General features: G+C 64.6%; 10 protein-coding genes, 2 tRNA genes and 2 pseudogenes. 11 read left to right on the top strand and 3 right to left on the bottom strand.

All coding sequences use genetic code 11. The annotated features are described in order from the left end of the window. Positions 1-537: 537 nt before the first annotated feature. Positions 538-1,155 carry a biotin transporter BioY gene (locus tag BTIS_RS02115; protein WP_094662212.1) on the bottom strand — a complete coding sequence of 206 codons (618 nt, stop codon included), beginning with the start codon at positions 1,153-1,155 and terminating at the stop codon, positions 538-540. 296 nt (positions 1,156-1,451) lie between these two features. On the opposite strand from BTIS_RS02115, the gene BTIS_RS02120 reads away from it, so the two are divergent. The 5 genes and pseudogenes from BTIS_RS02120 to BTIS_RS02135 form a co-directional block, all read left to right on the top strand. Further along, positions 1,452-2,597, top strand: a complete 1,146-nt coding sequence (locus BTIS_RS02120; protein WP_158216813.1) for a biotin--[acetyl-CoA-carboxylase] ligase — start codon at positions 1,452-1,454, stop codon at positions 2,595-2,597. A 99-nt stretch (positions 2,598-2,696) separates the two neighbouring features. Beyond that, entirely contained in the window at positions 2,697-4,613 is a 1,917-nt protein-coding gene (locus tag BTIS_RS02125; RefSeq protein WP_094662215.1) for an ATP-binding protein, read from the top strand. Further along, on the top strand, positions 4,610-6,208 hold the full coding sequence (locus BTIS_RS02130) for an acyl-CoA carboxylase subunit beta (protein ID WP_094662217.1): 1,599 nt from the start codon (positions 4,610-4,612) through the stop codon (positions 6,206-6,208). Before BTIS_RS02125 ends, BTIS_RS02130 begins: the two co-directional genes overlap by 4 nt. A gap of 84 nt (positions 6,209-6,292) precedes the next feature. After that, a pseudogene (locus BTIS_RS12275) lies at positions 6,293-8,971 on the top strand (fatty acid synthase subunit beta domain-containing protein); the annotation flags it as partial. A gap of 117 nt (positions 8,972-9,088) precedes the next feature. After that, positions 9,089-15,733: pseudogene (locus BTIS_RS02135) on the top strand (acyltransferase domain-containing protein); the annotation flags it as partial. Between the two features lie 264 nt (positions 15,734-15,997). On the opposite strand, the gene BTIS_RS02140 reads toward BTIS_RS02135, so the two are convergent. Then, positions 15,998-16,069 (bottom strand) — tRNA-Thr (locus BTIS_RS02140). A 644-nt stretch (positions 16,070-16,713) separates the two neighbouring features. On the opposite strand from BTIS_RS02140, the gene BTIS_RS02145 reads away from it, so the two are divergent. Both BTIS_RS02145 and BTIS_RS02150 read left to right on the top strand, forming a co-directional pair. Further along, positions 16,714-18,567 (top strand): alpha-amylase family protein, encoded by a 1,854-nt coding sequence (locus BTIS_RS02145; protein WP_094662221.1) that lies wholly within the window; start codon positions 16,714-16,716, stop codon positions 18,565-18,567. Between the two features lie 291 nt (positions 18,568-18,858). Beyond that, positions 18,859-19,320: a holo-ACP synthase gene (locus tag BTIS_RS02150; RefSeq protein ID WP_169713042.1), complete on the top strand. Its 462-nt coding sequence runs from the start codon at positions 18,859-18,861 to the stop codon at positions 19,318-19,320. A gap of 300 nt (positions 19,321-19,620) precedes the next feature. Here the strand turns inward: BTIS_RS02150 and BTIS_RS02155 are convergent, their stop codons facing one another. Next, complete coding sequence (locus BTIS_RS02155) at positions 19,621-20,829, bottom strand: MalY/PatB family protein (protein ID WP_094662223.1); 1,209 nt, start codon at positions 20,827-20,829, stop codon at positions 19,621-19,623. A gap of 283 nt (positions 20,830-21,112) precedes the next feature. On the opposite strand from BTIS_RS02155, the gene BTIS_RS02160 reads away from it, so the two are divergent. The 4 genes from BTIS_RS02160 to BTIS_RS02175 all read left to right on the top strand — a co-directional run bounded on the left by BTIS_RS02160 (position 21,113) and on the right by BTIS_RS02175 (position 25,555). Further along, positions 21,113-21,186 (top strand) — tRNA-Gly (locus BTIS_RS02160). Between the two features lie 76 nt (positions 21,187-21,262). Next, a complete protein-coding gene (locus BTIS_RS02165; protein ID WP_094662225.1) occupies positions 21,263-22,132 on the top strand; it encodes a hypothetical protein in 870 nt (289 codons plus the stop codon). Positions 22,133-22,255: 123 nt separating this feature from the next. After that, on the top strand, positions 22,256-22,525 hold the full coding sequence (gene rpsO, locus BTIS_RS02170; RefSeq protein ID WP_094662227.1) for a 30S ribosomal protein S15: 270 nt from the start codon (positions 22,256-22,258) through the stop codon (positions 22,523-22,525). A gap of 300 nt (positions 22,526-22,825) precedes the next feature. Next, the gene (locus BTIS_RS02175; protein ID WP_094662229.1) at positions 22,826-25,555 is read left to right on the top strand and encodes a polyribonucleotide nucleotidyltransferase; all 2,730 of its coding nucleotides are present in this window, start codon (positions 22,826-22,828) and stop codon (positions 25,553-25,555) included. Positions 25,556-25,643: the final 88 nt, after the last annotated feature.

Here is a 25,643-nt window from a genome sequence, read left to right on the forward strand (position 1 = left end):
TATTTTTGTATTCTCTGCCACGACCTCTGGCAGGGAACGCAACAATGCGCTATTTCTTCGTTCTCTGCCACGGAGGAACTGCATATTGGACGCGTCTGTGTGGCAGAGAATCTGTATATCGCGTGATTTGTCATTGCCTGCCACGCCAGTGTGGCGCATGATGACGATAGGTCTATGAATTACGTGGCAGAGAATATGGATTTTCCTATGTTTTATGCTCGCTGCCACAGCCCGTGGCAGGGAATGCAGGATTGTGGTGTATTCGCGTTCTCTACCATGATTATGTGGCAGAGAACGTAGAACCACGCAGTATTTGAACTCGTTGCCACAGCCCGTGGCAGAGAATGCAAGATCGCGCTGTATTCATACTCTCTGCCACGGCCTTTGGCAGAGAACGCAAAATACGTCATATTCCACACTCTCTGCCACGTCAGGGTGTTTTCAGTCGACTAATCAATCCCGCTTGGTTCTCTGCAGTATCCCACGCTGCAGAGAACCAAGCGGGATCAGTGGGACCAGTGACGACCAGCGGTGAAATCAGTGACGGGCGAAGCCGGAGAAGCCGGCGCAAGCGAGCGATGCGACGGCGGCCTTGATCAGATCACCGGCCACGAAGCCCATCGAGGCGAGCGCGACGGTGGCGATCGGCGCACCGGTGAGCGCGGACTGGATCACGAAGCCGAACGCATACACCACAACCACGCAGCCGATCAGGCTGGCACCGAAGTAGCGCAGTGCAGTGAGCGCACGCTGGGCGACCGAACCGGTGCGTGCCTTGCCTCGCAGCAGGGCGGCCACGATCACGCCGGGCAGGAAGCCGATCAGGAATCCGGCGCTCGGACCGAACAGTGCGGCCGTGGACGCGCCACCCGCGAACACCGGCAGACCCGCGGCACCGGCGGCAAGGTAGACGGCCATCGAGGAGCCGGCCTCACGCCAGCTGAGCGTCAGTGCGGCAAGCATCACCACGAACGTCTGCAGGGTGATCGGCACCGGCGTGCCCGGCACCGGAATCTCACCGGCCGCGGCCGACGCCCACATCAGTCCGGCAAACAGCAGCACCTTGGCCCCGGAGACCAGCAGACGACGTGCGCGCGTGGAGTCGGCGGTCCTGGAGACTTCGCTAAGAGGCTGGTTGCTGTGTTGTGCGTTCATACAAATTCCCTTTCCGTCATGGCGGCGATCAACATCGATTGACGTCCCCACTCGTCATATGCGACTTGATCCATGACGTGAAAACGTTGCAATCAAGCCAATTGTTTACTGTATGGCATTCATCCTAGGGATCCAGGCTACGGAACGGTTTGTAGGAGCATACAAAATCCGATCGGGAATTTTGTCGTCTGCCGTCTTTCGGGTGCAATGCGTACGCGAGTAGGTTGTGGGATACAACCGGTGCCATGGGTGTGGGCATCGGTCGGGGAATCATCGTCGCGCGGCAAGGAGCCTGTATGGAACGGTCGGATCAGTGCACCGGCATGGGAGCCAAGGATGATCATGCCTCCGACGGGACGCCGCTGATCGCCGTTTCCAATTGCGCCGGCGACGTCGCTGATTCCAATGATTCCGTGCAGTCCGCCGATTCCGTGCGTGTGCTGACGAGTGTGGATTCGACCAACACCTATGCGACCAGTTCGGTTCGTCGGGCGCTCGCTGAAGACGACATTGATTGCGTGGATGTGGTGCGTGGCCTGTTCGACGATGGACATGCCGAATCGTCGGCCACCGAATCGTCTGCCGTTGCATCGGACTCCGAGCAGCGTGTGCCGATGAGCGTGGTGCTGTCGGATACGCAGACGGCCGGACGTGGACGACTGGATCGCACATGGTACAACGAGCCGGGCGAGTCGTTCGTCGGCACGTTTGTGACGGCAGTGCCCAAGGCGCTGCTTGATGGGGGAAGCTCAGGGTGGATGACCATGGCCGCGGGACTCGCGGCCATCTACGCGTTGGAGGCGACGACCGGACTAATCGCCGTGGATCGGCAGAACGAGGCCGGATACGGCGGATGTTCTGAAGGCGTCAAGACTGTTCACGATAACGATAATCAAGTTGCACAAGGTGATGATCACGACGGTCGCTCGCAGCACGATCAGACCGGTCCCCGACTCGCTCTGAAATGGCCGAACGACGTGTATCTGACCGGTCGCAAACTCGGCGGTATCCTCGCCGAACTGGCCGCCGTGCGCGGGGACATCGCGATCGTCGTGTTCGGCATCGGTCTGAATCTGTTCGTGCCCGCCGATCGTCTGCCGACCGATCAGTCCACGTCACTGCAACTGCAGGTGAACGATCTGCCCGAATACGCGGAACTGCGCAATCGGATCGCCGACGGCATCGCATCGTCGTTGCGGCATCGACTCACCCTGCTGGCGGCCGATCCGGTCGCCGCGGCCGAAACACTGCGCAAGGAGACCGTGGCAGTGAGCTGGACGCTCGGCCGTCATGTGACCGCACGACTCGCACAGAACGGCGTGACCAGCGGACAGGTGGTGGAGGGCGTGGCGGAGTCCATCAACGCCGACGCGTCGCTGACCATCCGCACCGCGGACGACGAGATCGTCACCGTGACCACGGGGGATGTGGGCGTCGAATAGCGCCGGCACATGACGGTCGGCGGCAACGACCGGCAGGCCGACTGACCGTCATATCAAGTCTTGATCGAGTAAGCACAACGAACGGTACGGAAAGGAATCATGAAGAAACTGCTGATAGCGAACCGCGGCGAGATCGCGCTGCGGGTGGTGCGTACCGCCCAGGAGATGGGCATCGCCACCGTGGTGGTGTACGCGGAACAGGATCGTGAGTCCATGGCCGCGCAGATGGCCGACGAAGCGTATCTGTTGTCCGGCGACACGTACAAGGACACGTATCTCAACGAGGACAAGATCATGGAGATCGTGGACCGGTCCGGTGCGGACGCCGTGCATCCCGGCTACGGCTTCCTGTCCGAAGTGCCCGATTTCGCGCGCAAGGTGATCAACGATGGCATCACATGGGTGGGCCCCAGTCCCAAGGCGCTGGTGGATCTGGGCGACAAGATCAGCGCCCGCCGCGTGGCCGAGTCCGCCAAGGTGCCGCCCGTGCCCGGTCTGTCCGAGCCGGTCACCGACATGCGCGAACTGCTCGACTTCGCCAACTCGCACGGCTATCCGGTGATGCTCAAGCGCGCCGACGGCGGTGGCGGCCACGGCATCACCGTGGTGCACAACGACGACGAGCTGCGCCGGTTCTTCATGAACCACGACGCATTGCAGGGCGGCGATCTGCAGGACTACTTCATCGAGAAGTTCGTCGACCGCGCCCGTCACGTGGAGACGCAGTCCGGCCGCGACAGCCACGGCAACTTCACCGTCTATTCCACGCGCGACTGCTCGGTGCAGCGCCGCAACCAGAAGCTCGTGGAGGAGGCGCCGGCACCGTTCCTGCCCGACGAGGTGACGCAGCGGCTCATCGGCTTCTCCAAGCGACTGTTCGACCAGGTGGACTACGTGGGTCTCGGCACCTGCGAGTTCATGGTCACGCCCGCCGGCAAGGTGTACTTCCTCGAGGTCAATCCCCGACTGCAGGTGGAGCATACGGTGAGCGAGGAGGTGAGCGGTCTTGATCTGGTGCGCGAACAGCTCGTCATCGCCAGCGGCGGCACGCTCACCCAGGCACCGGCTCCGCGCGGCCACAGCTTCGAGCTGCGCATCACCTGCGAGGACCCCGCCACGAACCTCACGCCGAGCTCCGGCACGCTGGAGAGGATCGTGTGGCCGTCCGGCCCCGGCATCCGCATCGACTCCGGTGTGGAGGAGGGCGACACCGTCTCCCCGAAGTTCGATTCGATGATGGGCAAGGTGGTCGTCACCGCGCAGGACCGCGCATCCGCCGTGGCCCGTGTGCGCCGGGCGCTGCGCGAGATGGAGATCGAAGGCGTGCCCACGCCGCAGAGCCTGTTCCAGAAGATCTTCACCAACCCAGAATTCACGGCCGAGGGTCATCCGTTCTCCGTGACCACCAAATGGCTGGAACGCACATACCTCAATAAGACCCCGCACTCCACGGTGGCGGGTCAGCCCGCGTCGCAGTCCGGTACGACCGGCCCGAACGTGGCCGAACGCCGTACGTCGGCCGCCGAGACGTTCGTGATCGAAGTGGACGACAAGCGCGTCAAGCTCACCATGCCCGAGGCCATGCTGGCCGGCATGGGTGGGGGCGCGTCCCGCCGCGGCGATCGTCGACCCACGCAGCCGTTGCGCGGTCAGGGACTGCACAACGTCGACACCGGCACCCGGCATGACGATGGCGCCGCGTCCGGCATCATCGCCTCGCCCATGCAGGCCGTGGTCACGCGCATCAACGTGGCGGAGGGGCAGACGGTCGCCAAGGGCGATCTGCTCGTCGTACTCGAATCCATGAAGATGGAGAACTACGTGTACGCGCCGGTCAAGGGCACGGTGACGAAGATCTTCGTGTCGCCGGCCGACGGCGTGGAGGCGGGGGAGACCCTCGTCACGCTTGACATCAACGGCGGCGGTAAGGACGGCAAGACGGGTCAGAACGACGACAAGACGAACGATCAGTCCGACGATGCGACAGCAGACGCGAAGAAGGAGGACGTGAAATGACCGACGTCATGGGCATGCGCATCGACGCCCCCGCGCATCAGGCGCAGTCGGCGCAACCGATGCGCGCCACCATCGTACGGGCCGCGCAGCTGGCCCGCGACGCCGAGGAAAAGGCCGTCAAACGTCAGCACGCCAAAGGCAAGTACACGGCACGTGAACGACTCGACCTGCTGTTCGACTCCGACACGTTCGAGGAGATCGGCCGGTTCAACGGCGGCGATATCAACGACGGCAAGGCCGGCTCCGCGGTGATCACCGGATTCGGCACCGTGTACGGACGCAAGGTGGCCGTGTACGCGCAGGACTTCTCCGTGCGCGGCGGCACGCTCGGCACGGCGGAAGGCCGCAAGATCTGCCATCTCATGGACATGGCGATGGATCTGAAGATCCCCGTCGTTGCGCTCATCGACTCCGGTGGCGCCCGCATTCAGGAGGGCGTGGCCGCACTCACCCAGTACGGGCACATCTTCCGCAAGACCTGCGACGCCAGCGGATTCATCCCGCAGATCTCGATCATCCTCGGCCCGTGCGCCGGCGGTGCCGTCTACTGCCCGGCGCTCACCGACCTGATCATCATGACCCGTGAGAACTCCGACATGTTCGTCACCGGCCCCGACGTGGTCAAGGCGGCCACAGGCGAGACGATCAGCATGGACGAACTCGGCGGCGGCTACGTGCACAACGCCAAGTCCGGCGTGGCCCACTACCTTGGCGAGGACGAGGCCGACGCGATCGACTACGCGCGCACCGTGCTCGCCTACCTGCCGTCGAACAGCGACGAGGAGGCGCCCGTCTACGCGTTCGCATCCGGCCGCGCCGAACAGGAGGCCGCCAAACGACTGGCCGAGATCATGCCCGACAACGACCGTCAGCCGTACGACGTGCTCGACGTGATCCGTTGCATCGTCGACTACGGCGAATTCGTGCAGGTGCACGAACTGTTCGCACGCTCCGCCGTCGTCGGCTTCGCCTGCGTGAACGGACGACCGGTCGGCATCGTCGCGAACCAGCCGAATGTGAACGCCGGCATCCTCGACGTGGACGCCAGCGAGAAGGTGGCACGATTCGTGCGCCTGTGCGACGCGTTCAACCTGCCCGTCATCACTCTCGTGGACACCCCCGGATACAAGCCGGGCGCCGACCAGGAGCATGCGGGCATCATCCGTCGCGGCGCCAAGGTGATCTACGCGTACGCCAACGCGCAGGTGCCCATGATCACCGTGATCCTGCGCAAGGCGTTCGGCGGCGCATACATCGTGATGGGATCCAAGGCCATCGGCGCCGACGTGAACGTGGCATGGCCCAGCTCGCAGATCGCCGTGCTCGGCGCCACCGGAGCCGTGAACATCATCCATCGCAAGGACCTGCAGAAAGCCAAGGAGGCCGGACGCGACGTGGACAAGCTCCGCGCCGAGCTCGCCGCCGAATACGAAAGGACCACCGTGAACGCGAACCTGTCGCTCGAAATGGGACAGATCGACGCGATGATCGACCCGGAACAGACGCGCGACGTGATCGAACGATCGCTCAAACTGCTGTCGACCAAACGTCGTCATCGGAAGACCACGAAGCACCACGGCAACCAGCCGCTGTGAACCATCGTGGACGGCACACGGAACACACAAACACACGGAACACACTGACACTTCATCCATCAAACCGATCAAAGGAACACATCAATGACCAGCAACTTCTTCCTTGACCGTCTCGCCGGCCAGCCGCACGCGCTCGCCTTCGCCGGACAGGGCACCCCGTGGCCCGTCGCGCTCGCCGACCAGACGGCAAACCCCGATCTCGACAAGGCGCTGCACGACCACGTGGCCGCCGCGCACACTATGCTCACCCCCGTGGCCGCCGAACTGCTCGCCACCACGGGACGCCCGGTCGACCTGTTCGGATTCGAGGCGAACCCGGCCCGACTGGGTGCCGCCGCCGCTGCCCCCGCCAGCGTGCCCGGCATCGCGCTCACCCAGCTCGGCGCACTGCTCGACGCCCGCGCGCTCGGCTACGACGTGGCCGCCACCAAGCCGGTCGCCGTGCTCGGCCATTCCCAAGGCATCCTCGCCGTGCACATGGTCAAGGCCATCCAGGACGCCGGCTCCATCGAAGCCGCCGCCCGCCAGATCGACGAGATCCTCGCCACCGCCACGCTCATCGGCATCGCCGGCACCCGTCAGGCCCGCCAGATCGCCCTGCACTCGCGCAGCGGCGAAGCCACCCCGATGCTCAGCGTGAAGAACGTTACCCGCGCCCAGATCGACGCGCTCGTCGCCCGCGTGGTCAACCCGCGCGGACCGATCGCCATCGCCGTGACCAACTCGGCCAACCACTACGTGCTGTCCGGATACCCGGAGGATCTGGGCGCATTCGAGATCGAAGTCGGCAAGGAGCATGCCCGTCAGGCCAAGCTGCGCGAGGAGAAGGTGCGCGGCGGCCGCGTGTTCGACCCCACGCTCGAATACCTCGACGTGACCCTGCCGTTCCACTCGCCGCTCATGGCCGACGCCGTGGACCAGACCGTGGCATGGGCCAACGCCTGCGGCATCGACGCCGACCGTGCCCGCGCGCTCGCCGACGAGGTGCTGCTCAACCATGTGAATTGGGCTGCCCGCGTGCGCGAGACCATGGAATCCACCGACCCGGCAACGCTGTGGGTGGTGGACTTCGGCCCCGGCACGATCGTGGGCAAGCTGCTCGCCACCGTGGCGCAGGGAACCGGCGTGGGCGTGGTCGACGCGTCCACCGTCGAGGCCCGTGCGAAGCTGTCCACGCTGGAATCCGATCCGGCGCGTGCCCAGAACTGGACCCGGTTCGCCCCGCGCGTGCTGCACACGCCGGCCGGTGACAAGGTGCGTACCGCGTTCAGCGATCTGACCGGCAAGCCCCCGGTGCTGCTCGCCGGCATGACCCCCACCACCGTGGAGCCGGAGATCGTGGCGGCCGCCGCCAACGCCGGCTACTGGGCCGAGCTCGCCGGCGGCGGCCAGGTGACCGCCGAGGTGTTCGACCGTCACGTGGCCGGACTCGAGCAGGAGCTCGAGGAGGGGCGCACGGTCGAGTTCAACGCCATGTTCATGGATCGCTACCTGTGGAACCTGCAGTTCGGTTCGCAGCGCATCGTGCCGAAGAAGCGCGCCTCGGGCACGCCGATCGACGGCGTGGTCGTCTCCGCCGGCATCCCCGAGCTCGACGAGGCCGTGGAACTCGTGCATTCGCTCAACGCCGACGGATTCCCGTACGTGTGCTTCAAGCCCGGCACGGTCGAGCAGATTCGCGCCGTGGTGCGCATCGCCAAGGCCGTGGCCCCCACCAAGGTGATCATCGAGGTCGAGGGCGGTGCCGCAGGCGGCCACCACAGCTGGGAGTCGCTTGACGATCTGCTGACCAGCACCTACGCCGAAGTGCGCGAGCAGAGCAATATCGTGCTCGTGGCCGGCGGCGGCATCGGCACGCCGGAGCGTGGTGCCGACTACATCACCGGTGAATGGTCCCGTGCCTACGATCTGCCGCTCATGCCGGTCGACGGCGTGCTCGTCGGCACCGCCGCCATGACCGCCAAGGAGGCGCACACCAGCCCGCAGGTCAAGCAGATGATCGTCGATACGCCCGGCATCACCGCCGAGGCCGACGAAACCGATCCGTTCGCCCCGATCGGCGAGCGCTGGGTGCCGTCCGGCAAGGCCGTGGGCGGTGTGACGTCCGGTCTGAGCCACCTGCACGCCGACATCTACGAGCTGGAGAACTCGTCCGCGCAGTGCGGTCGTCTGCTGGTTCGCGTGATGAAGCATCCGGAGGAGCTGGACAGCCGTCGTGAGGAGATCATCGCGGCGCTGAACAAGACCGCGAAGCCGTACTTCGGCGATCTGGAGACCATGACGTATCTGGATTGGGCCCGTCGTTTCGCCGAGCTGGCCTTCCCGTGGGTGGACGACACGTATGCCGATCGTTTCCTGCACCTGCTGCAGCGTATCGAGGCGCGTGTGCGTGCGCAGGAGTCGGGTGAGTTCGAGTCGCTGTTCGTGTCCCGCGAGGATGTGGAGTCCGATCCGAATGCGGCGATCGAGCGTCTTGCCGACGCCTACCCGCAGGCCGGTGAGATCACCGTGGTACCGGCCGATGTGGCCTGGTTCCCGGTGCTGGTTCGTGAGTATCCGAAGCCGATGCCGTTCGTGCCGGTGATCGATAACGATCTGCTGCGCTGGTGGGGTCAGGATCAGCTGTGGCAGTCGGAGGACCCGCGTTATTCCGCCGATTCCGTGCGTATCATCCCCGGTCCGATCTCCGTGGCCGGCGTGACGACCGTGGATGAGCCGGTCGCCGATATTCTTGGTCGGTTCGAGCATGCGATGATCGAGCGTGTGGCCGGCGCTGACGGTGCCGGTGCTGACGGTGCCGGTGCTGCCGACGTTGCTGCCGCTGCCGACGGTGAGGTCTTCTCCCAGCTGGGCGAGGCCGCGTCCGCCGAGGAGTTCATCCGCAAGAGCCCGAACATCTCCTGGGTCGGTCATCTCATGGCCAACCCGGCGTATGGCACGCCGAACGGCGACAAGTACTACGAGATCCGCAAGGTGGCCGACACCGACCGCGGTGAACTGTTCGATCTCGACATCCATCTGGACACCTACTGGGACAACGATCCCGACGGTGGTGTGAGCAAGCACGCCGTGCGTGACATTGTGATTCCGCTGCTGGTTGATGGCTCCGAGCCGGGACGCCTGCCCGTGGTGGATCGCGAGACGCTGCCGAAGCACGTGTATGCCATGCTCGCCGCCACGGCCGGCATCGGCAACACGGCCATCACCGGCGGCAAACTGACCGCCATGCCCGCGATCGAGGAGCAGGACGACAAGTCCGCGTATCCGTTCGGTCTGGCGCACGCCACGTACACGCTGTCCGCCAATCTCGGATTCGATCATGAGGCCGCCACCGGCGGTGCGCTGCCGGATAGTCTGGTGGCGTCGCGCATCGCTCCCGACGCGCTGGTGGGACCGGCCTGGCCGGCCATCTACGCGGCGCTCGGTTCGGTGTACGTCAACGGATTCCCGGTGATCGAGGGCCTGCTCAACGCCGTGCATCTCGACCACCTCATCGAACTCGAGGTCACCGAGGACGAACTGCTGAAGCACACCGGCGAGACGATCACGCTCACCAGCTGGGCCGAGGACTACTTCGAGTCGGCATCCGGCCGCGTGGTCACGATCCACGTGACGCACACCGCCGCCGACGGCACGCTGCTCGCCCGGGAAACCGAACGCTTCGCCATCCGCGGTCGCGCATACTCCGACGCACTGCCGCCCGAGGCACCCGACTACGGCGGCATCGACGCCGATGTGCTCGACACCCCGCGTCGTCTGCTGCGCCGCGTCAAGGTGACCGCCCCCGGCGAGATGACCGCGTTCGCGCGCACGTCCGGCGACTTCAACCCGATCCACACGTCGCATCGCGGTGCCGCGGTAAGCGGACTCGCCGCGCCGCTCGTGCACGGCATGTGGCTGTCCGCCACCGCGCAGTACGCCGTGCAGGCCACCGACGACAAGGGCGCGCACTACGAGATTGCCGGCTGGACGTACAACATGTACGGCATGGTCCAGCTCAACGATCAGGTCGAGATCTCCGTGGAACGCGTGGGCAAGGTGAACCACGGCGGCATGGTGCTCGAAGTGACCAGCCGCATCGATGGACAGATTGTTTCACGTGGAACAGCGATCGTCCGCGCCCCCAAGTCCGCCTTCGTCTACCCCGGTCAGGGCATCCAGAAGCAGGGCATGGTGCTCGACGAACGTGCCAAGTCCCCGGCCGCCCGCGAGGTATGGGAGCGCGCCGACAAGCTCACCCGCAGCAAGCTCGGATTCTCGATCCTCGCCGTGGTGCGCGACAACCCCAAGGAACTCACCGCCAACGGCGTGACCTACCGTCACCCCGAAGGACTGCTCAACCTCACGCAGTTCACGCAGGTGGCGCTCGCCACCGTGGCGTTCGCCCAGACCGCACGTCTGCGCGAGGCCGGCAGCGACATCTGGCCCGCCTACTTCGCCGGCCACTCACTGGGCGAGTACAACGCACTGAGCTCCTTCGCCGACATCATCCCGCTGGAGACCGTGCTTGAGCTCGTGTTCCACCGCGGCTCCACCATGCATCACCTCATCGAGCGTGACGCGCAGGGTCGCTCCAACTACCGTATGGGTGCACTGCGTCCGAACCAGTTCGGCGTGGGCGACTCCGGCGTGAAGGAGTACGTGGCCCAGGTGGCGCGCGAATCCGGCGAGTTCCTGGAGATCGTCAACTACAACCTGGCCGGCGCCCAGTACGCCGTGGCCGGTACGATCGCCGGACTCAAGTACCTCAAGGAGGATGCGAACCGCCGTGCCAAGGAGGCCGGCGGCAAGCCGGCGTTCATGCTGGTGCCCGGCATCGACGTGCCGTTCCACTCCACGCTGCTGCGCAAGGGCGTGCCGGAGTTCCGCGACAAGCTCGACGCGTTGCTGCCCAAGCACATCGACTACCGCGGACGTCTGGTCGGCCGTTACATCCCGAACCTGGTGGCCGTGCCGTTCGAGATGACCAAGGAATTCGCGGCGAAGATCCTCGAGGTCGTGCCGTCCGAGCGCATTCGTGAGGCGCTGGAGAACCCGGAGGTGTGGGACGCCTACGCCGCCGACGACCAGAAGCTCGGCCGACTGCTGCTCACCGAACTGCTCAGCTGGCAGTTCGCGTCCCCGGTGCGTTGGATCGAAACGCAGGCGCTGCTGTTCGGCGACGCCGCGCACAACGGTCTCGGCGTGGAACAGTACGTGGAGGTGGGTCTCGGCAATGCGCCGACGCTTGCCAACCTCGGTGCCAAGACCCTGCGCCTGCCCGACTTCAAGCACCGTCACGTCACCGTGTACAACGTCGGGCGCGATGAGGGCCGTGTGTACATGACGGATTCCGACTCGCTGGTGCCTGAAGAGCCGGTTGAGGAGACCGTGGCTCCGGCCGCCGCTCCGGCTGCTGCCGCGGCGCCGAGCGCAACGCCGGTTGCTGCTGCCGCTGCGCCCGCTCCGGCTCCGGTTGCTGCTGCCGCTCCCGCCGCCGACACCGCCGTCGCACAGCTCGGTTCCGCGCCCGCCGGTCCGGTCGACGATCTGCCGTTCAAGGCGTCCGACGCCATCGGCGTGCTCATGGCCTACTCCACCAAGGTGCGCATCGACCAGATCGGCGCGAACGACACCACCGACACGCTCACCAACGGCGTCTCCTCCCGTCGCAACCAGCTGCTCATGGACATCAGCTCCGAGCTGGGCGTGGCCAGCGTGGACGGTGCCGCCGAGGCGACGCTCACCCAGCTCGCGCAGATCGTGAACAAGGTGGCCCCCAACTACAAGCCGTTCGGTCCGGTGCTGTCCGAGGCGATCCGCGACCGTCTGCGCGCACTGTTCGGCGCGGCCGGCGTCAAGCCCGCGCACATCCGCGAGCGCGTGACCAACGTCTGGCAGCTCGGTGAAGGCTGGGTTGCCGCCGTCACCGCGGCTCTGTTGCTCGACACCCGCGAGGGTGCCAGCTCCCGTGGCGACGATCTGGCCAAGCTGCCCACCGGTGCCGTGGCCAACGCGGCCGCCGCGGACAAGCTCATCGACGACGCGGTGATGCTGGTCGGCCAGACCAAGGGCGTCGCCGTCTCCAAGCCGTCCGCAGGCGGTGCTGCTGGCGGTGCCGTGGTCGATTCCGCGGCCCTCGACGCATTCGCCGAAAAGGTCACCGGCAAGGACGGCGTACTCGCCGCCACCGCCCGGTTCGTGCTGCAGGAGCTCGGCGTGGCCGCGCCCGTGGCCGAACCCGGCGAGGACGAGAACGCGGCCGTCGTGGAGGCGGTGTCCGCCGAACTCGGCTCCGACTGGCCCAAGCAGGTCGAACCGCGATTCGACGCGAACAAGGCCATCCTGTTCGACGACCGCTGGGCGTCCGCACGCGAGGATCTGGCCCGCGCCTTCTACCACAACGATCCGGCCGAACTGGAAGGCAGCTTCCGCGGACTGGGCAAGGCCGTGGCCGACGAGGCCGCCTGGTTCGCCGGCAAGGCCCGTGCGAACGGCAACGAGACCCTCGCCGCCGCGTTCGACGCGATCGCCACGCAGGCGCTCGAGCCTGCATCCGACGATGAGGCCACAAGCCGCTACGCGTCAGACGTGGCCGTGGTGACCGGCGTGTCCGCCAACTCCATCGCGGGCGAGGTCGTGGCCGGTCTGCTCGCCGGCGGTGCCACCGTGATCGCCACCTCGCACAGCTTCCGCCCGAGCATCAAGGCCTGGGCCAAGCGCATCTACCGCGAGCATGCGGCCGGCAACGCCAGCCTGTGGCTCGTGCCCGCCAACCTGTCCAGCTACCGTGACGTCGACGCTCTCGTCGACTGGATCGGCAACGTGCAGAAGAAGGTGAACGGCGCCACCACCACCATCCTCAAGCCCGCCTACGAGCCCAGCCTGTTCTTCCCGTTCGCCGCACCGCCGGTGCACGGCACGCTCGCCGACTCCGGCGAACTGTTCGAATCGCAGGCTCGACTCATGCTGTGGGGCGTGGAACGCGCGATCGCCGGCCTGTCCGCCATCGGTGCCGACACCGACGTGCAGCACAAGCTCCACGTCGTACTGCCCGGTTCGCCGAACCGCGGCATCTTCGGCGGCGACGGCGCCTACGGCGAGGTCAAGAGCGCATTCGACGCGATCGTGAACCGCGCCCGTGCGGAGAAGGTCTGGTCCGGCCGCGTCACGTTCGCCCACCCGAAGATCGGCTGGGTGCGTGGAACCGGACTCATGGGCGGCAACGATCCGCTGGTCGACGTGGTCGAACGCCACGGCATCCACACGTACTCCACCGCACAGATCGCCGAGAAACTGCTCGGCCTGTGCACTGCGGACCAGCGTGCCGCCGCGGCCGTCGCCCCGCTCGACGTGGACCTGACCGGCGGACTCGGCAACGATCCGATCGACATCAAGGCACTGCGCGCCGAGGCCATGGCCGACGCCGCCAAGCACGCTGCGGAGGCCGACTCCGATACGGACGACGCCACGGCGAACGCCGACGGCAAGACCGTCGTCAAGGGCGCATCGCTCAAGGCACTGCCCACTCCGCACGTGCCGCATCAGGCACCCGTCGATCTGGCCGACTGGACGAACGTCACCGCCCGTCCGGAGGACGAGATCGTCATCGTGTCCGTCGGCGAACTCGGACCGTGGGGCTCCGGCCGTACGCGCTTCGAAGCCGAACTCGGCATCCACCCCGACGGCACCGTCGACCTGTCAGCAGGCGCGATCCTCGAACTCGCGTGGAACATGGGCCTGCTCACGTGGCAGGACAGCCCCAAGCCCGGCTGGTACGACACCGACGGCAATCTCGTGCCCGAGGAGGACATCGCCGAACGCTACCACGACGAGGTCGTGGCCCGCTCCGGCATCCGCCCGTTCGAAGAGGGCATGGGCGCCGACTACAAGGACGGCGCCGACGAGGAGGAGACCGAGGTCTACCTCGACCACGACGTCGCCTTCTCCGTGCCCAACGAGGACGTCGCCCGCGAATACGTGAAGCTCGACGAGGCCCACACGACCATCGCCAAGGACGAGGAGTCCGGCGAATGGACCGTCACCCGCCACGCCGGCTCCATGATCCGCGTGCCGCGCCGCGCCACCATGACCCGCACGGTCGGCGGACAGTTCCCGAAGGGCTTCGACCCGATCAAGTGGGGCATCCCCGCCTCCATGGTCGGCGACGTGGACGAGATCGCGCTGTGGAACATCGTGACCACCGTGGACGCCTACCTGTCCGCCGGTTTCACGCCCGCCGAGATCCTGCAGTCCATCCACCCGTCGCTCGTGGCCAGCACGCAGGGCACCGGCTTCGGCGGCATGCGCTCCATGCGCAAGCTGTACCTCGACCGGTTCCTCAACCACGAGATCCCGACCGACATCCTGCAGGAGGCGCTGCCGAACGTCGTCGCCGCGCACGTGATGCAGTCGTACATCGGCGGCTACGGCAACATGATCCAGCCCGTCTCCGCCTGCGCCACCGCCGCCGTCTCCCTCGAGGAAGGCGCCGACAAGATCGCACTCGGCAAGGCCGACTTCGTGGTCACCGGCGCGATCGACGACATCGGCGTGGAATCGGTGATCGGCTTCGGCAACATGAACGCCACCGCCAACTCCGCCGAAATGTACGGCAAGGGCATCGACGCGCGCTTCTTCAGCCGCGCGAACGACCGTCGCCGTGGCGGATTCCTCGAATCGCAGGGCGGCGGCACGATCCTGCTGACGCGCGGCGACATCGCGCTGAAGCTCGGCCTGCCCGTCGCCGGCGTGATCGGCTTCATCCACAGCTACGCGGACGGCGCGCACACGTCGATCCCGGCTCCGGGACTCGGCGCGCTCGCCGCAGGTCTGGGCGGTCGCGACTCGAAGCTCGTGCACGACCTCGCCAAGCTCGGCGTCACGCCCGACGACATCGCCGTGGTCTCCAAGCACGACACGTCCACCAATGCGAACGATCCGAACGAGTCCGAGCTGCACAACACGCTCGCCCACGCCATCGGCCGCACGGACGGCAACCCGCTGTTCGTGATCTCGCAGAAGACGCTTACCGGCCACGCCAAGGGCGGTGCCTGCATCTTCCAGGTCAACGGCCTGACGCAGCTGTTCAACTCCGGTGTGATTCCGGCCAACGCGTCGCTCGACTGCGTGGACCCGAAGCTGCGCCGCGACGACCACATGGTGTGGCTGCGTTCGCCGCTCACCGTGGGCGCGGGTGCGGTGAAGGCCGGTCTGGCCACGTCGCTCGGCTTCGGCCATGTGAGCGGATTCGCCGCGATCGTGAACCCGGGTGCCTTCGAGGCCGCCGTGGCACACACCGCCGGCGAGGATGCGCTTGCGGAATGGCGTCGTCGTGCCAACGCCCGACTGGCCGCCGGTCAGCGTCGTCTGGAGAACGGCATGATGGGTCGTGCCGCGCTCTACGAGCCGATCGACAACCGCCGCTTCCGCGAGGACGGCACCAAGCTCGCCGACGGCACGCGCTACAACGGTCACGAGGTGGAGAAGGCGATGCTTCTGAATCCGAACGCTCGCTTGGGAGCTTCCGGGTACTTCGAGGCGTGAGGTGCTGTAGGTCGCGTTCGGATTCCGTGCGCGGCCCTGGCAACTGCCCTCTAGGTGCGTCACGTGGGCCGTGTTGTGTCACATGGGCCGGGTCGGGCATTGTGCGCGTGTTGAGAAAACGTTGAAATTGCAACGTTTTCACGCTGTGTATCACATGGTCCGCCCGGCCCGCGTGACGTAACCCGGCCCGCGTGACGCAGGACGGGTTACGTGACGGCGGTGCTGTGGAAGTCGGGTTGTTTGGAATGAATTGAAGAAAATGGGAGCCCCGAGTGAGAATCGGACTCACGACCTCTTCCTTACCAAGGAAGTGCTCTACCACTGAGCTATCGGGGCGTGGAGCGATGAACGCTCCGTAACGTTGGATCTGACCGTGTGAGTCAGGTCTGACGGTGTTGAATCTGATTTTCGTCAATCCGGCCTGACCGTTATCAATCGGGTCCGGTTTGTCGATCGGACTTGACCGTGTCAAAAACAACCTAGGAATCATGACACGGTTTCGTATATTGCGCAAGTTATGTGATCGCTCCGCGAGTGTTGGCCCGGTGGGCGGCGTGAACGTCGTCGGTCAGTCGTTCCGTGGAGGTTGAGCCGTTCCGAAGGTATCGGGAATCGCGAATGCGTTCAATGAGATTGTTCCGCGGGCGTTGTGTCGTTCTCGGTTGCGCGCTGATGAATCCATATGTGCCTGTGTCTGTCCATCGCCTGTCAACGGGTTGACGCGTCCGACACAAGCGTGACTATATCAGCCATAAAATGCAAACGCTGTGATCATAGGGAATATTGCGGTTGTGGGTATTTGACACGCCGAATATCGAACCGGTTTGATCAAGCTGTTATCTGAGGTACACTGAAAGCGCTGTGGATGATGCATGACGGACGTATCGAACACGTCACATGCACAATCATCAACGGCAACGAACGTGCCACATACCGCGCTCAACTGCATCATGCGTCAGACTGAAACGAAGGAGTTTCCCATGGCCAAGGCCGCCAAGCCCAACGCGTCATCCAGCGCCGCAACCGCGCCGGACACCACCATCTACAACGAGCGTCTCGCGCGTCATTCCGCCGAACTCGATTGGCTGTTCATGGAGCTGTACAACGATCGTGCCGCGCTTGAGGATCTCAAGGCCGCCATGGCCGACGCCTACGCCGCCCGTCCCGATGATCTCAAGGATCTCGACGCCAAGCGCGAGGCCGATCCCGACTGGTACAAGCGCGGCGACATGTTCGGCATGACCATGTACACCGATCTGTTCGCCGGCGATCTCAAGAAGCTCGCACGCCGCATTCCGTACCTCAAGGAGCAGAAGCTCACCTACCTGCACCTCATGCCGCTGCTGCAGATGCCGCACCCGCAGAACGACGGCGGCTACGCGGTGGAGGACTTCGACAACGTCGACCCGTCGCTCGGCACCAACGAGGACCTTGCCGCCCTCACCGCCAAGCTGCGCAAGGCCGGCATCAGCCTCTGCCTCGACTTCGTGATGAACCACACCGCGTCGTCGCACCGCTGGGCCAAGGCCGCGCAGGCCGGCGACCCCGAATATCAGGACTACTACTTCTGCTACGACGATCGCACCATCCCCGACCAGTACGACGCCGTGGTGCCGCAGGTGTTCCCCGGCTCCGCTCCCGGCAACTTCAGCTGGAACGAGCAGATGGGCAAATGGGTCATGACCCAGTTCTACCCGTTCCAGTGGGACCTCAACTACCGCAACCCCAAGGTGCTCATCGCCATGCTTTCCAGCGCACTGCACCTTGCCAACCTCGGTGTTGAGGTGCTGCGCATCGATGCCGTGCCGTACATCTGGAAGGTGCTCGGCACCAACTGCCGCAACCTGCCCGAGGTGCACACCATCGTGCGCATGCTGCGCATCGCGCTCGAATGCGTCTGCCCGGCGGTGATCCTCAAGGGCGAGGTCGTGATGGCCCCCAAGGAGCTCGCCGCCTACTTCGGCACCCCCGAAGCGCCCGAGTGCCACATGCTGTACAACGTGTCGATCATGGTGAACTTGTGGAGCGCGCTCGCCAGCCAGGATGTGCGCCTGCTCAAGACGCAGATCGACAAGCTCAACGCCCTGCCCGAGAACTGCTGGTTCGTCAACTATCTGCGCTGTCACGACGACATCGGCTGGGGACTCGACGAGGACGTGGAGAAGGAGCTGGACATCGACCCGCTCAAGCACAAGGAATTCCTCTACCACTTCTACGAGGGTTGCGTCCCCGGCAGCTGGGCCATGGGCGAGCTGTACAACTACGATCCGGTCACCAGCGACGCCCGCAGCTGCGGCACCACCGCCAGCCTGTGCGGCGTGGAGAAGGCGCTGATCACGCACGACAAGCCGATGCTTGAGAAGTCGGTGGAACGCGACCTGCTTATGCACCGTGCGATGTCGTTCCTGCGTGGATTCCCGATGCTCAACTGCGGCGACGAGATCGGCCAGCTCAATGGCTGGGATTACAAGGAGGATCCGGAGCGCGTGGCCGACAGTCGCAACCTGCATCGCAGCAAGTTCGACTGGGGAAAGGCCGAGCTGCGCGAGAAGCCCGGAACCCTGCAGAACCAGCTGTGGGAGGGCATGGATGGTCTGCGCGAGATGCGCGACGATCCGTGCTTCGCTCCCGACGCATGGGTGACGACGTGGGACACGCACAACGATACGGTGCTCGGCGTGGTGCGTCGCTCCGGCGACCAGACGCTGGTCGGCCTGTTCAACTTCTCCGACGCCAAGCAGGACGTGTGGCTTGACGGAGCTGACGATCTCATGCCGCGCAACGGTGCCGAACTCGCCCCGTACGAGGCCCGTCTGGTGCGATTCCACCACTGACATCCGGGTATGCGGAACCCTGCAATGCGGGCTCCCGCACTACGTCGGAAGTGGTAAACGGAATAAAGCCGCAGGTGAACGAACGCCTGCGGCTTTGTCATATTCCGGGCCTTCCTGGTCAGATACTCCGGGGATGGGTTCCCTCGGCGGCGAGGTTTTGAAACGATGGCAACGATGAGCGCGTGGAGTGGTGATTATCGGCGATTGACCGTTCGGCGGGAACCGTATATTCCGATGATCTACGCTGGGCGATGGAACCAGTGAACACCGTGAACCGTGAGGGAGGGCAGGATGCCGATTCTGGGACTGGGGCATGACGTGGTGGATGTGAAGGCATTTGCCGAGCAGCTGAATGCACCGGGGGAGGGGGCGCGCAGGCTCTTCTCCGCGCGCGAGCTGCGGCAGGCCGTCATGCGGGGGCGCGCTAAGAACGACGGCGAGGCCGTGCATCTCGCTGCGCGATGGGCCGGCAAGGAGGCCGTGCTCAAGGCGTGGTGCGAGGCGCTCGGAGACAGGCCGGCTCCATACACGCTCGACGATTTCCCCTGGACTTCCATCGAGATCCTCGACGATTCACACGGTCGTCCGCAGGTGGCGGTGCCCGACGCCGTGCGTGCGGTTCTGGAATCCTCGGTGTTGTCGCTCGATGGTGTCGGTGGTGGCCCCGGACGCCGGCGTGCCCTCATCTGGCACATTTCTCTGAGCCACGACGGTCCGATCGCGTCCGCGGTCGCGATGCTCGAATCCCGGTGAGAGGATCGCGACATGGGCTGGCATGGGCTATCTGCACTTCACTAGGCACTTGGAGGGTTGTGCAGTGGTCTACCACGCTTCGCTAGGTCCTTATCGAAATAGACCCCTACACGATCTCGCCATTTCTCAGGACGTTCCACCTCCAATATGCGGGTTTCTCCGCAAGCAAGTGCCTACCGAAGCGTGGTTAGACCTCAACAGATGTTCAAAAGTGCCTACCGAAGTGGGGATAGCTGCCAGACCGCGTCGCCACGGTGCCAACGTCGCGGCAGATGCGGTGGAACCCCGCACGGCCGGCACTCAGAACACGTATTCGCTCAGTCGTCGCATGGCCTCCTCCACACGCGACTTGGGCAGCGCCAGATTCATGCGGATCGCGCACGGATGCTGGAACTGCCGGCCGTCCTGCCATGCCACGCCCACATCCGATCCACGCTTCTCCAGCTCGTCGATCGTCGCGTCGTGCGCCGCACACCAGTCCGTGCAGTCGAGGAACAGCATGTACGTGCCCTCCGGCTTGGCCACGTGAATCCCCTCGAAATGCGTGCGAATATAATCCACTGCATACTCCACGTTCTCGGTGAGCACGCCGCGCAGCTCATCCAGCCACGCATGCCCCGCAGGCCGGTATGCGCCGATCAGCGCATGCATGGACAGCACGTTCATGGCGTTGTAGTGCGTCTTGCCGCTCACCGCGATCAGCCGATCACGCAGATATTTGCTGTAGACGATGTGATAGCTGCCCACGAGCCCCGCCAGATTGAACGTCTTGCTCGGCGCGTAGAACGCGATCGTGCGATTGCGCGCGTCGTCGCTCACCGACTGCGTGGGGATATGCGTATGCCCGTCGAGAATGATGTCGGACCAGATCTCGTCGGAGATCACCACACAGTCGTTGGCCGCATACACCTCCATCGCGCGTTCGATCTCCCACCGTTCCCACACGCGACCGCACGGATTGTGCGGGCTGCAGAACACGACCGCGTGAATGTTGTTCTCTTTGATTTTGCGATCCATATCGTCGAAGTCCATGCGCCACACGCCGTTCTCGTCCGGCTTGAGCGGACTGTGCACGATCCGGTAGCCGTTGTCGCCGATCGAATGCGTGAACCCGACGTAGGTGGGGGAGTGCAGCAGCACCGCGTCGCCCGGCGTGGCGAATGCCTTGAGCGCGCTGACCACGCCGCCGAGCACGCCGTTCTCGTAGCCGATATGCTCTGCGGCAAGGCCGGTCACGGCATTGCGCGTACGCTGCCAGTCGATGATCGCATCAAAGTACTCATCCGTCGGCTGGAAATAGCCGAACAGCGGGTGCTGTGCGCGACGGATGATCTCCTCCTGGATCGAGGGCGCGGTTGGAAAGTTCATGTCGGCCACCCACATGGGGATCACGTCGAATCCGGGCTTGGGGGCGGCCGGTGCCATGTCAGGCATGCGACCCACGGCGTCGATCGCGATGGCGTCCTTGCCGTGCCGGTCGATGATCGAAGTGAAATCGTACGTGCTCATGTCAACTCCTTGACTCTTCCTGGGCGGATTCGTCGTGCGAGAACCCGCGTAATCACTGTCATGTCGTGTCTCGATGCCCTTCGCCGTCGGAGGGCGCGAGGAAACAGGGATATTGTACGAGGTGTACATCGTGCGTGTGCGAATCGTTCCATGGAATGCCATGACATTACGAAAAACCATGACGCCGGCACGGCCAAAACCAGCCCTCTGGAACACGCCGTTTGGCAAAATCGCTCAGGTATGTAATAATCGTGATTCGGAAGTTTGACATGTCGACTTCCACGCGGATGTAGCTCAATGGTAGAGCCTCAGTCTTCCAAACTGATTACGCGGGTTCGATTCCCGTCATCCGCTCCAAGGAACCGTTGGGAAGCCAACGGTTTTTTTGTATCCGGTGCGCCGGCGACGGGCAAACGACCTTTCGGGAGGACACATGGCAACCGAACAGCAGTCCACTGATCAGTTCACCGCGCGGCAGTCCGCCGACACAGCCAACGTCGACACAGCCGACGTTGACACAGCCGACGCCACCGGTACCGCCGACGTCGTCGACACCGTCAACGTCGGATCGACGGCGACAGTCGCCGATCCGGCCGGTTCCGGTATCAGTGCAGACATCGATTCCGGCACGCTCGGCACGCCTGAAACGTCCGACGCGCTCGGCACGCAGATCGGCCCGGGCCATCGTCCCGTCAGACGCACCGACCCGAGCGCATCGCATCCGCGCGTGCCATCGATGGCCGAACGCGAACGCAGCGAATGGCACAAGAGTCGATGGATCGCGTTCATCGTCGCACTGCTCGTGGCGATCATCGTGCCGTACTGGTCCGGTCGTCAGCTGGCCATGACCGGCACGCAGACCGTGGTCGACGCGGTCTCCCCGATCGACCCGCGCGGTGCCGCGCTCATCGCATGGGTAGTCACATCGATGACGTTCATGACGTTGGGCATGGCGGTGATGGAGACGCGCAAGGTGATCTGGCGCGTGCTGTTCATCCTGCTGCTGGCCGTGGAACAGCTGATCTCCGGCGTGGGACTGCTGCGACTCAACTTCTGGTACTCCACCTATGTGGTGTACGGCGACGCGGCCGCGCCGATCAACGCGGCGAACCTCGGCATCCTCGCATCGGCGATCGGACTGGCGGTGTTCGCCGTGCTGTACGTGGGGCTGCTCGTGCTGATCCGCAAGGATTCACCGCTTAACGTGCTGACACGCAGCTGGTCGGCGCTGGCGATCTTTTTCGTGATCGAGCTGGTGGCGCTCGCCGTGGTGCTGTTCGGCGGACTGGTCACCACGGTGTGACGGCGTGGTCTTCGTCCGAGGGGTGAGTATACTTGAATGTTGGCGTGTTTCGCCCGCGGATAGAGAGCGCCATGAGCATCGTGCTGATGGCACCGCGCAACACATTCAATATAAGGAGGAGCTGTGGCTCTTAGCACCGCTGAAAAGCAGGCAATCATTTCCGAGTACGCGACGCACGAGGGCGACACCGGCTCGCCCGAGGTCCAGGTGGCGCTGCTGTCCAAGCGCATCTCCGACCTGACCGATCACCTCAAGGAGCACAAGCACGACCACCACTCCCGTCGTGGTATGCAGCTGATGATCGGTGACCGTCGTCGTCTTCTCGACTACCTGAAGCGCAACGACATCGAGCGTTACCGTTCCCTGATCGAGCGCCTCGGTCTGCGCCGATAGTATTCTTCCGCCCGAGCATAACCTGCTCGGGCGCTTTTGCATGCCGGCTTTCGGACGGTGGGATGACAACATGAGGGGCCCCGAGAATAGTGGAGGGGTCGGGGAAGTATGGAATTCTGATGCGAGGAGCACGCGGCCAGGTATGCCGCGCCCGGTGTGCTGAGATGATGAAGTGAATGGCCGACGGAACGAACACGGTCGATAATTAGCCGATAATTACAACTGAAGCAAGAACACGCACGTACAACGTAATCAAAAACGTAATCAAGCAAGTTCGAGTACGAAAAAAAGGAGGAACCCTTGGAGGGTCCCGAAATCAAGGCCGTAGAGGCCGTAATTGACAATGGTTCATTCGGTAAGCGCACGCTGCGCTTCGAAACCGGTCTTCTCGCCCAGCAGGCGGACGGTGCCGTCGCCGCCTATCTTGACGATGACTCGATGATTCTGTCCACCACCACCGCCGGTTCCAGCCCGAAGGAGAACTACGATTTCTTCCCGCTGACCGTGGACGTGGAGGAGAAGATGTACGCCGCGGGCAAGATCCCCGGCTCCTTCTTCCGCCGCGAGGGTCGCCCGAGCTCCGAGGCCATTCTGGCCTGCCGCATCATCGACCGCCCGCTGCGTCCGCTGTTCCCGCACACGCTGCGCAACGAGGTGCAGGTCGTGGAGACCGTCCTCGCCGTGAACCCCGACGACGCATACGACGTGATTGCCCTGAACGCCGCCTCCGCCTCCACCATGATCTCCGGTCTGCCCTTCGAGGGCCCGGTGTCCGGTGTGCGTCTGGCCCTGATCGACGGCCAGTGGGTCGCCTTCCCGCGCTGGAGCGAGCGCGAGCGCGCCGTGTTCGAGATCGTGGTCGCCGGCCGTGTGATCGAGAACGGTGACGTCGCCATCGCCATGATCGAGGCCGGTGCCGGCAAGAACGCCTGGAAGCTGATCTACGAAGACGGTCAGGTCAAGCCCGACGAGACCGTTGTGGCCGGTGGTCTCGAGGCCGCCAAGCCGTTCATCAAGACGATCTGCGAGGCTCAGGACGAGCTCAAGCGCATCGCCGCCAAGGAGACCAAGGAATTCCAGCTCTTCCCGGAGTACACCGACGATCTCTACAACCGCATCGACCAGATCGCTCACGCCGATCTCGATCAGGCCCTGTCCATCGCGGAGAAGCTGCCGCGCCAGGACCGCATCGCCGAGATCAAGCAGAACGTGAAGGACACCCTCGCCGGCGAGTTCACCGAGATGGATGATGCCGAGAAGGAAAAGGAGATCGGCAACGCGTTCAAGGAGCTGCAGCGCCAGATCGTGCGTCGCCGCATCCTCACCCAGGACTACCGCATCGACGGCCGTGGCCTGCGCGACATCCGCACCCTGTCCGCCGAGGTCGACATCGTGCCCCGCGTGCACGGTTCCGCCCTCTTCCAGCGCGGCGAGACCCAGATTCTGGGCGTTACCACGCTGAACATGCTCAAGATGGAGCAGCAGATCGACGCCCTGTCCGGCCCGACCTCCAAGCGCTACATGCACAACTACGAGATGCCGCCGTACTCCACCGGTGAGACCGGCCGCGTCGGTTCCCCGAAGCGCCGCGAAATCGGCCACGGTGCCCTCGCCGAGAAGGCCATCGTGCCGGTGCTGCCGGATCGCGAGGAGTTCCCCTACGCCATCCGTCAGGTCTCCGAGGCCATCGGCTCCAACGGCTCCACCTCCATGGGTTCCGTGTGCGCATCCACCCTGTCCCTGCTGGCGGCCGGCGTGCCGCTGAAGGCTCCGGTGGCGGGCATCGCCATGGGTCTGGTGTCCGGCGATGTGGACGGCCAGCACGTCTACAAGACGCTCACCGACATCCTGGGTGCCGAGGACGCGTTCGGCGACATGGACTTCAAGGTGGCCGGCACGAGCGAGTTCATCACCGCTCTGCAGCTCGACACCAAGCTCGACGGCATTCCGGCCGACATTCTGGCCGCCGCCCTGCAGCAGGCGCATGAGGCCCGCGCCACCATCCTCGACCTGATCAACGAGTGCATCGATGAGCCGGCCGAGATGAGTGAGTTCGCCCCGCGCATCATCACCACCACCGTTCCGGTCGAGAAGATCGGCGAGGTCATCGGCCCCAAGGGCAAGATGATCAACCAGATCCAGGAGGACACCGGCGCCGAGATCGCCATCGAGGATGACGGTACCGTGTTCATCTCCTCCGAGGGTGGCGAGGCCGCCGAGAAGGCCAAGGCCATCATCGACCAGATCGCCAACCCGCACGTGCCGGAGGCCGGCGAGCAGTACAACGGCAAGGTCGTGAAGACCACGTCGTTCGGCGCGTTCGTGAACCTGACCCCGGGCACCGACGGTCTGCTGCACATCAGCCAGATCCGCAACCTCGCCAACGGTGAGCGCATCGATGCCGTTGAGGACGTGCTCAAGGAAGGCGACACCGTCGAGGTGGTCGTGCAGGGCGTGGACGATCGCGGCAAGATCTCGCTGGCCATCCCCGGCTTCGAGGATCAGGAGTCCGGTGCCGGTCGTGGTGCCGCTCGCGGTGACGATCGTCGTGAACGCGGTGATCGCCGTGGTGGTCGTGATGATCGCCGTGGCAGTCGTGATGACCGTTATGATCGTGACGATCGTCGTGGTGGCCGTGGCCGTCGCGATGATCGTGATGATCGTCGTCGTGACGATCGTGACGACCGTCGTCCGCGCCGCCGTCGCTACGATGATGACCGTTATGACCACGATGACCGCGACTACGATCGTGATGACCGTCGTCGTGGCGACCGTTACGATCGTGATGACCGTGACGATCGTGATGACCGCCGTGGCAGCCGTGATGACCGTCGTCGTGACGATCGCTACGATCGTGATGACCGTCGCGATCGTGATGATCGTCGTGGTGGCCGTGGCCGTCGCGATGACCGCAACCCGCGCTACGCCGTCGACGACGCCTACGATGAGTACCGCGCCGATCGCGAGGAGCGTTCCGAGCGTCCTCGCCGCCGTGTGCGCCGCGACTTCGATCCGTTCGACGAGGACTGATCGCGTCGATCGCGTGATCGCGTGATCAGATCGTGACCGTCTAGGTACACGATCGGATCACGATCTCAAACCTTCGCCCGCCTTGGTT

Source organism: Bifidobacterium tissieri (genome assembly GCF_002259645.1).
GTDB classification, from domain to species: Bacteria; Actinomycetota; Actinomycetes; order Actinomycetales; family Bifidobacteriaceae; genus Galliscardovia; species Galliscardovia tissieri.

Coding starts and splice junctions, on each gene's coding strand:
- BTIS_RS02115 (WP_094662212.1), bottom strand. CDS start 1,155: ATGAACGCACAACACAGCAACCAGCCTCTTAGCGAAGTCTCCAGGACC.
- BTIS_RS02120 (WP_158216813.1), top strand. CDS start 1,452: ATGGAACGGTCGGATCAGTGCACCGGCATGGGAGCCAAGGATGATCAT.
- BTIS_RS02125 (WP_094662215.1), top strand. CDS start 2,697: ATGAAGAAACTGCTGATAGCGAACCGCGGCGAGATCGCGCTGCGGGTG.
- BTIS_RS02130 (WP_094662217.1), top strand. CDS start 4,610: ATGACCGACGTCATGGGCATGCGCATCGACGCCCCCGCGCATCAGGCG.
- BTIS_RS02145 (WP_094662221.1), top strand. CDS start 16,714: ATGGCCAAGGCCGCCAAGCCCAACGCGTCATCCAGCGCCGCAACCGCG.
- BTIS_RS02150 (WP_169713042.1), top strand. CDS start 18,859: ATGCCGATTCTGGGACTGGGGCATGACGTGGTGGATGTGAAGGCATTT.
- BTIS_RS02155 (WP_094662223.1), bottom strand. CDS start 20,829: ATGAGCACGTACGATTTCACTTCGATCATCGACCGGCACGGCAAGGAC.
- BTIS_RS02165 (WP_094662225.1), top strand. CDS start 21,263: ATGGCAACCGAACAGCAGTCCACTGATCAGTTCACCGCGCGGCAGTCC.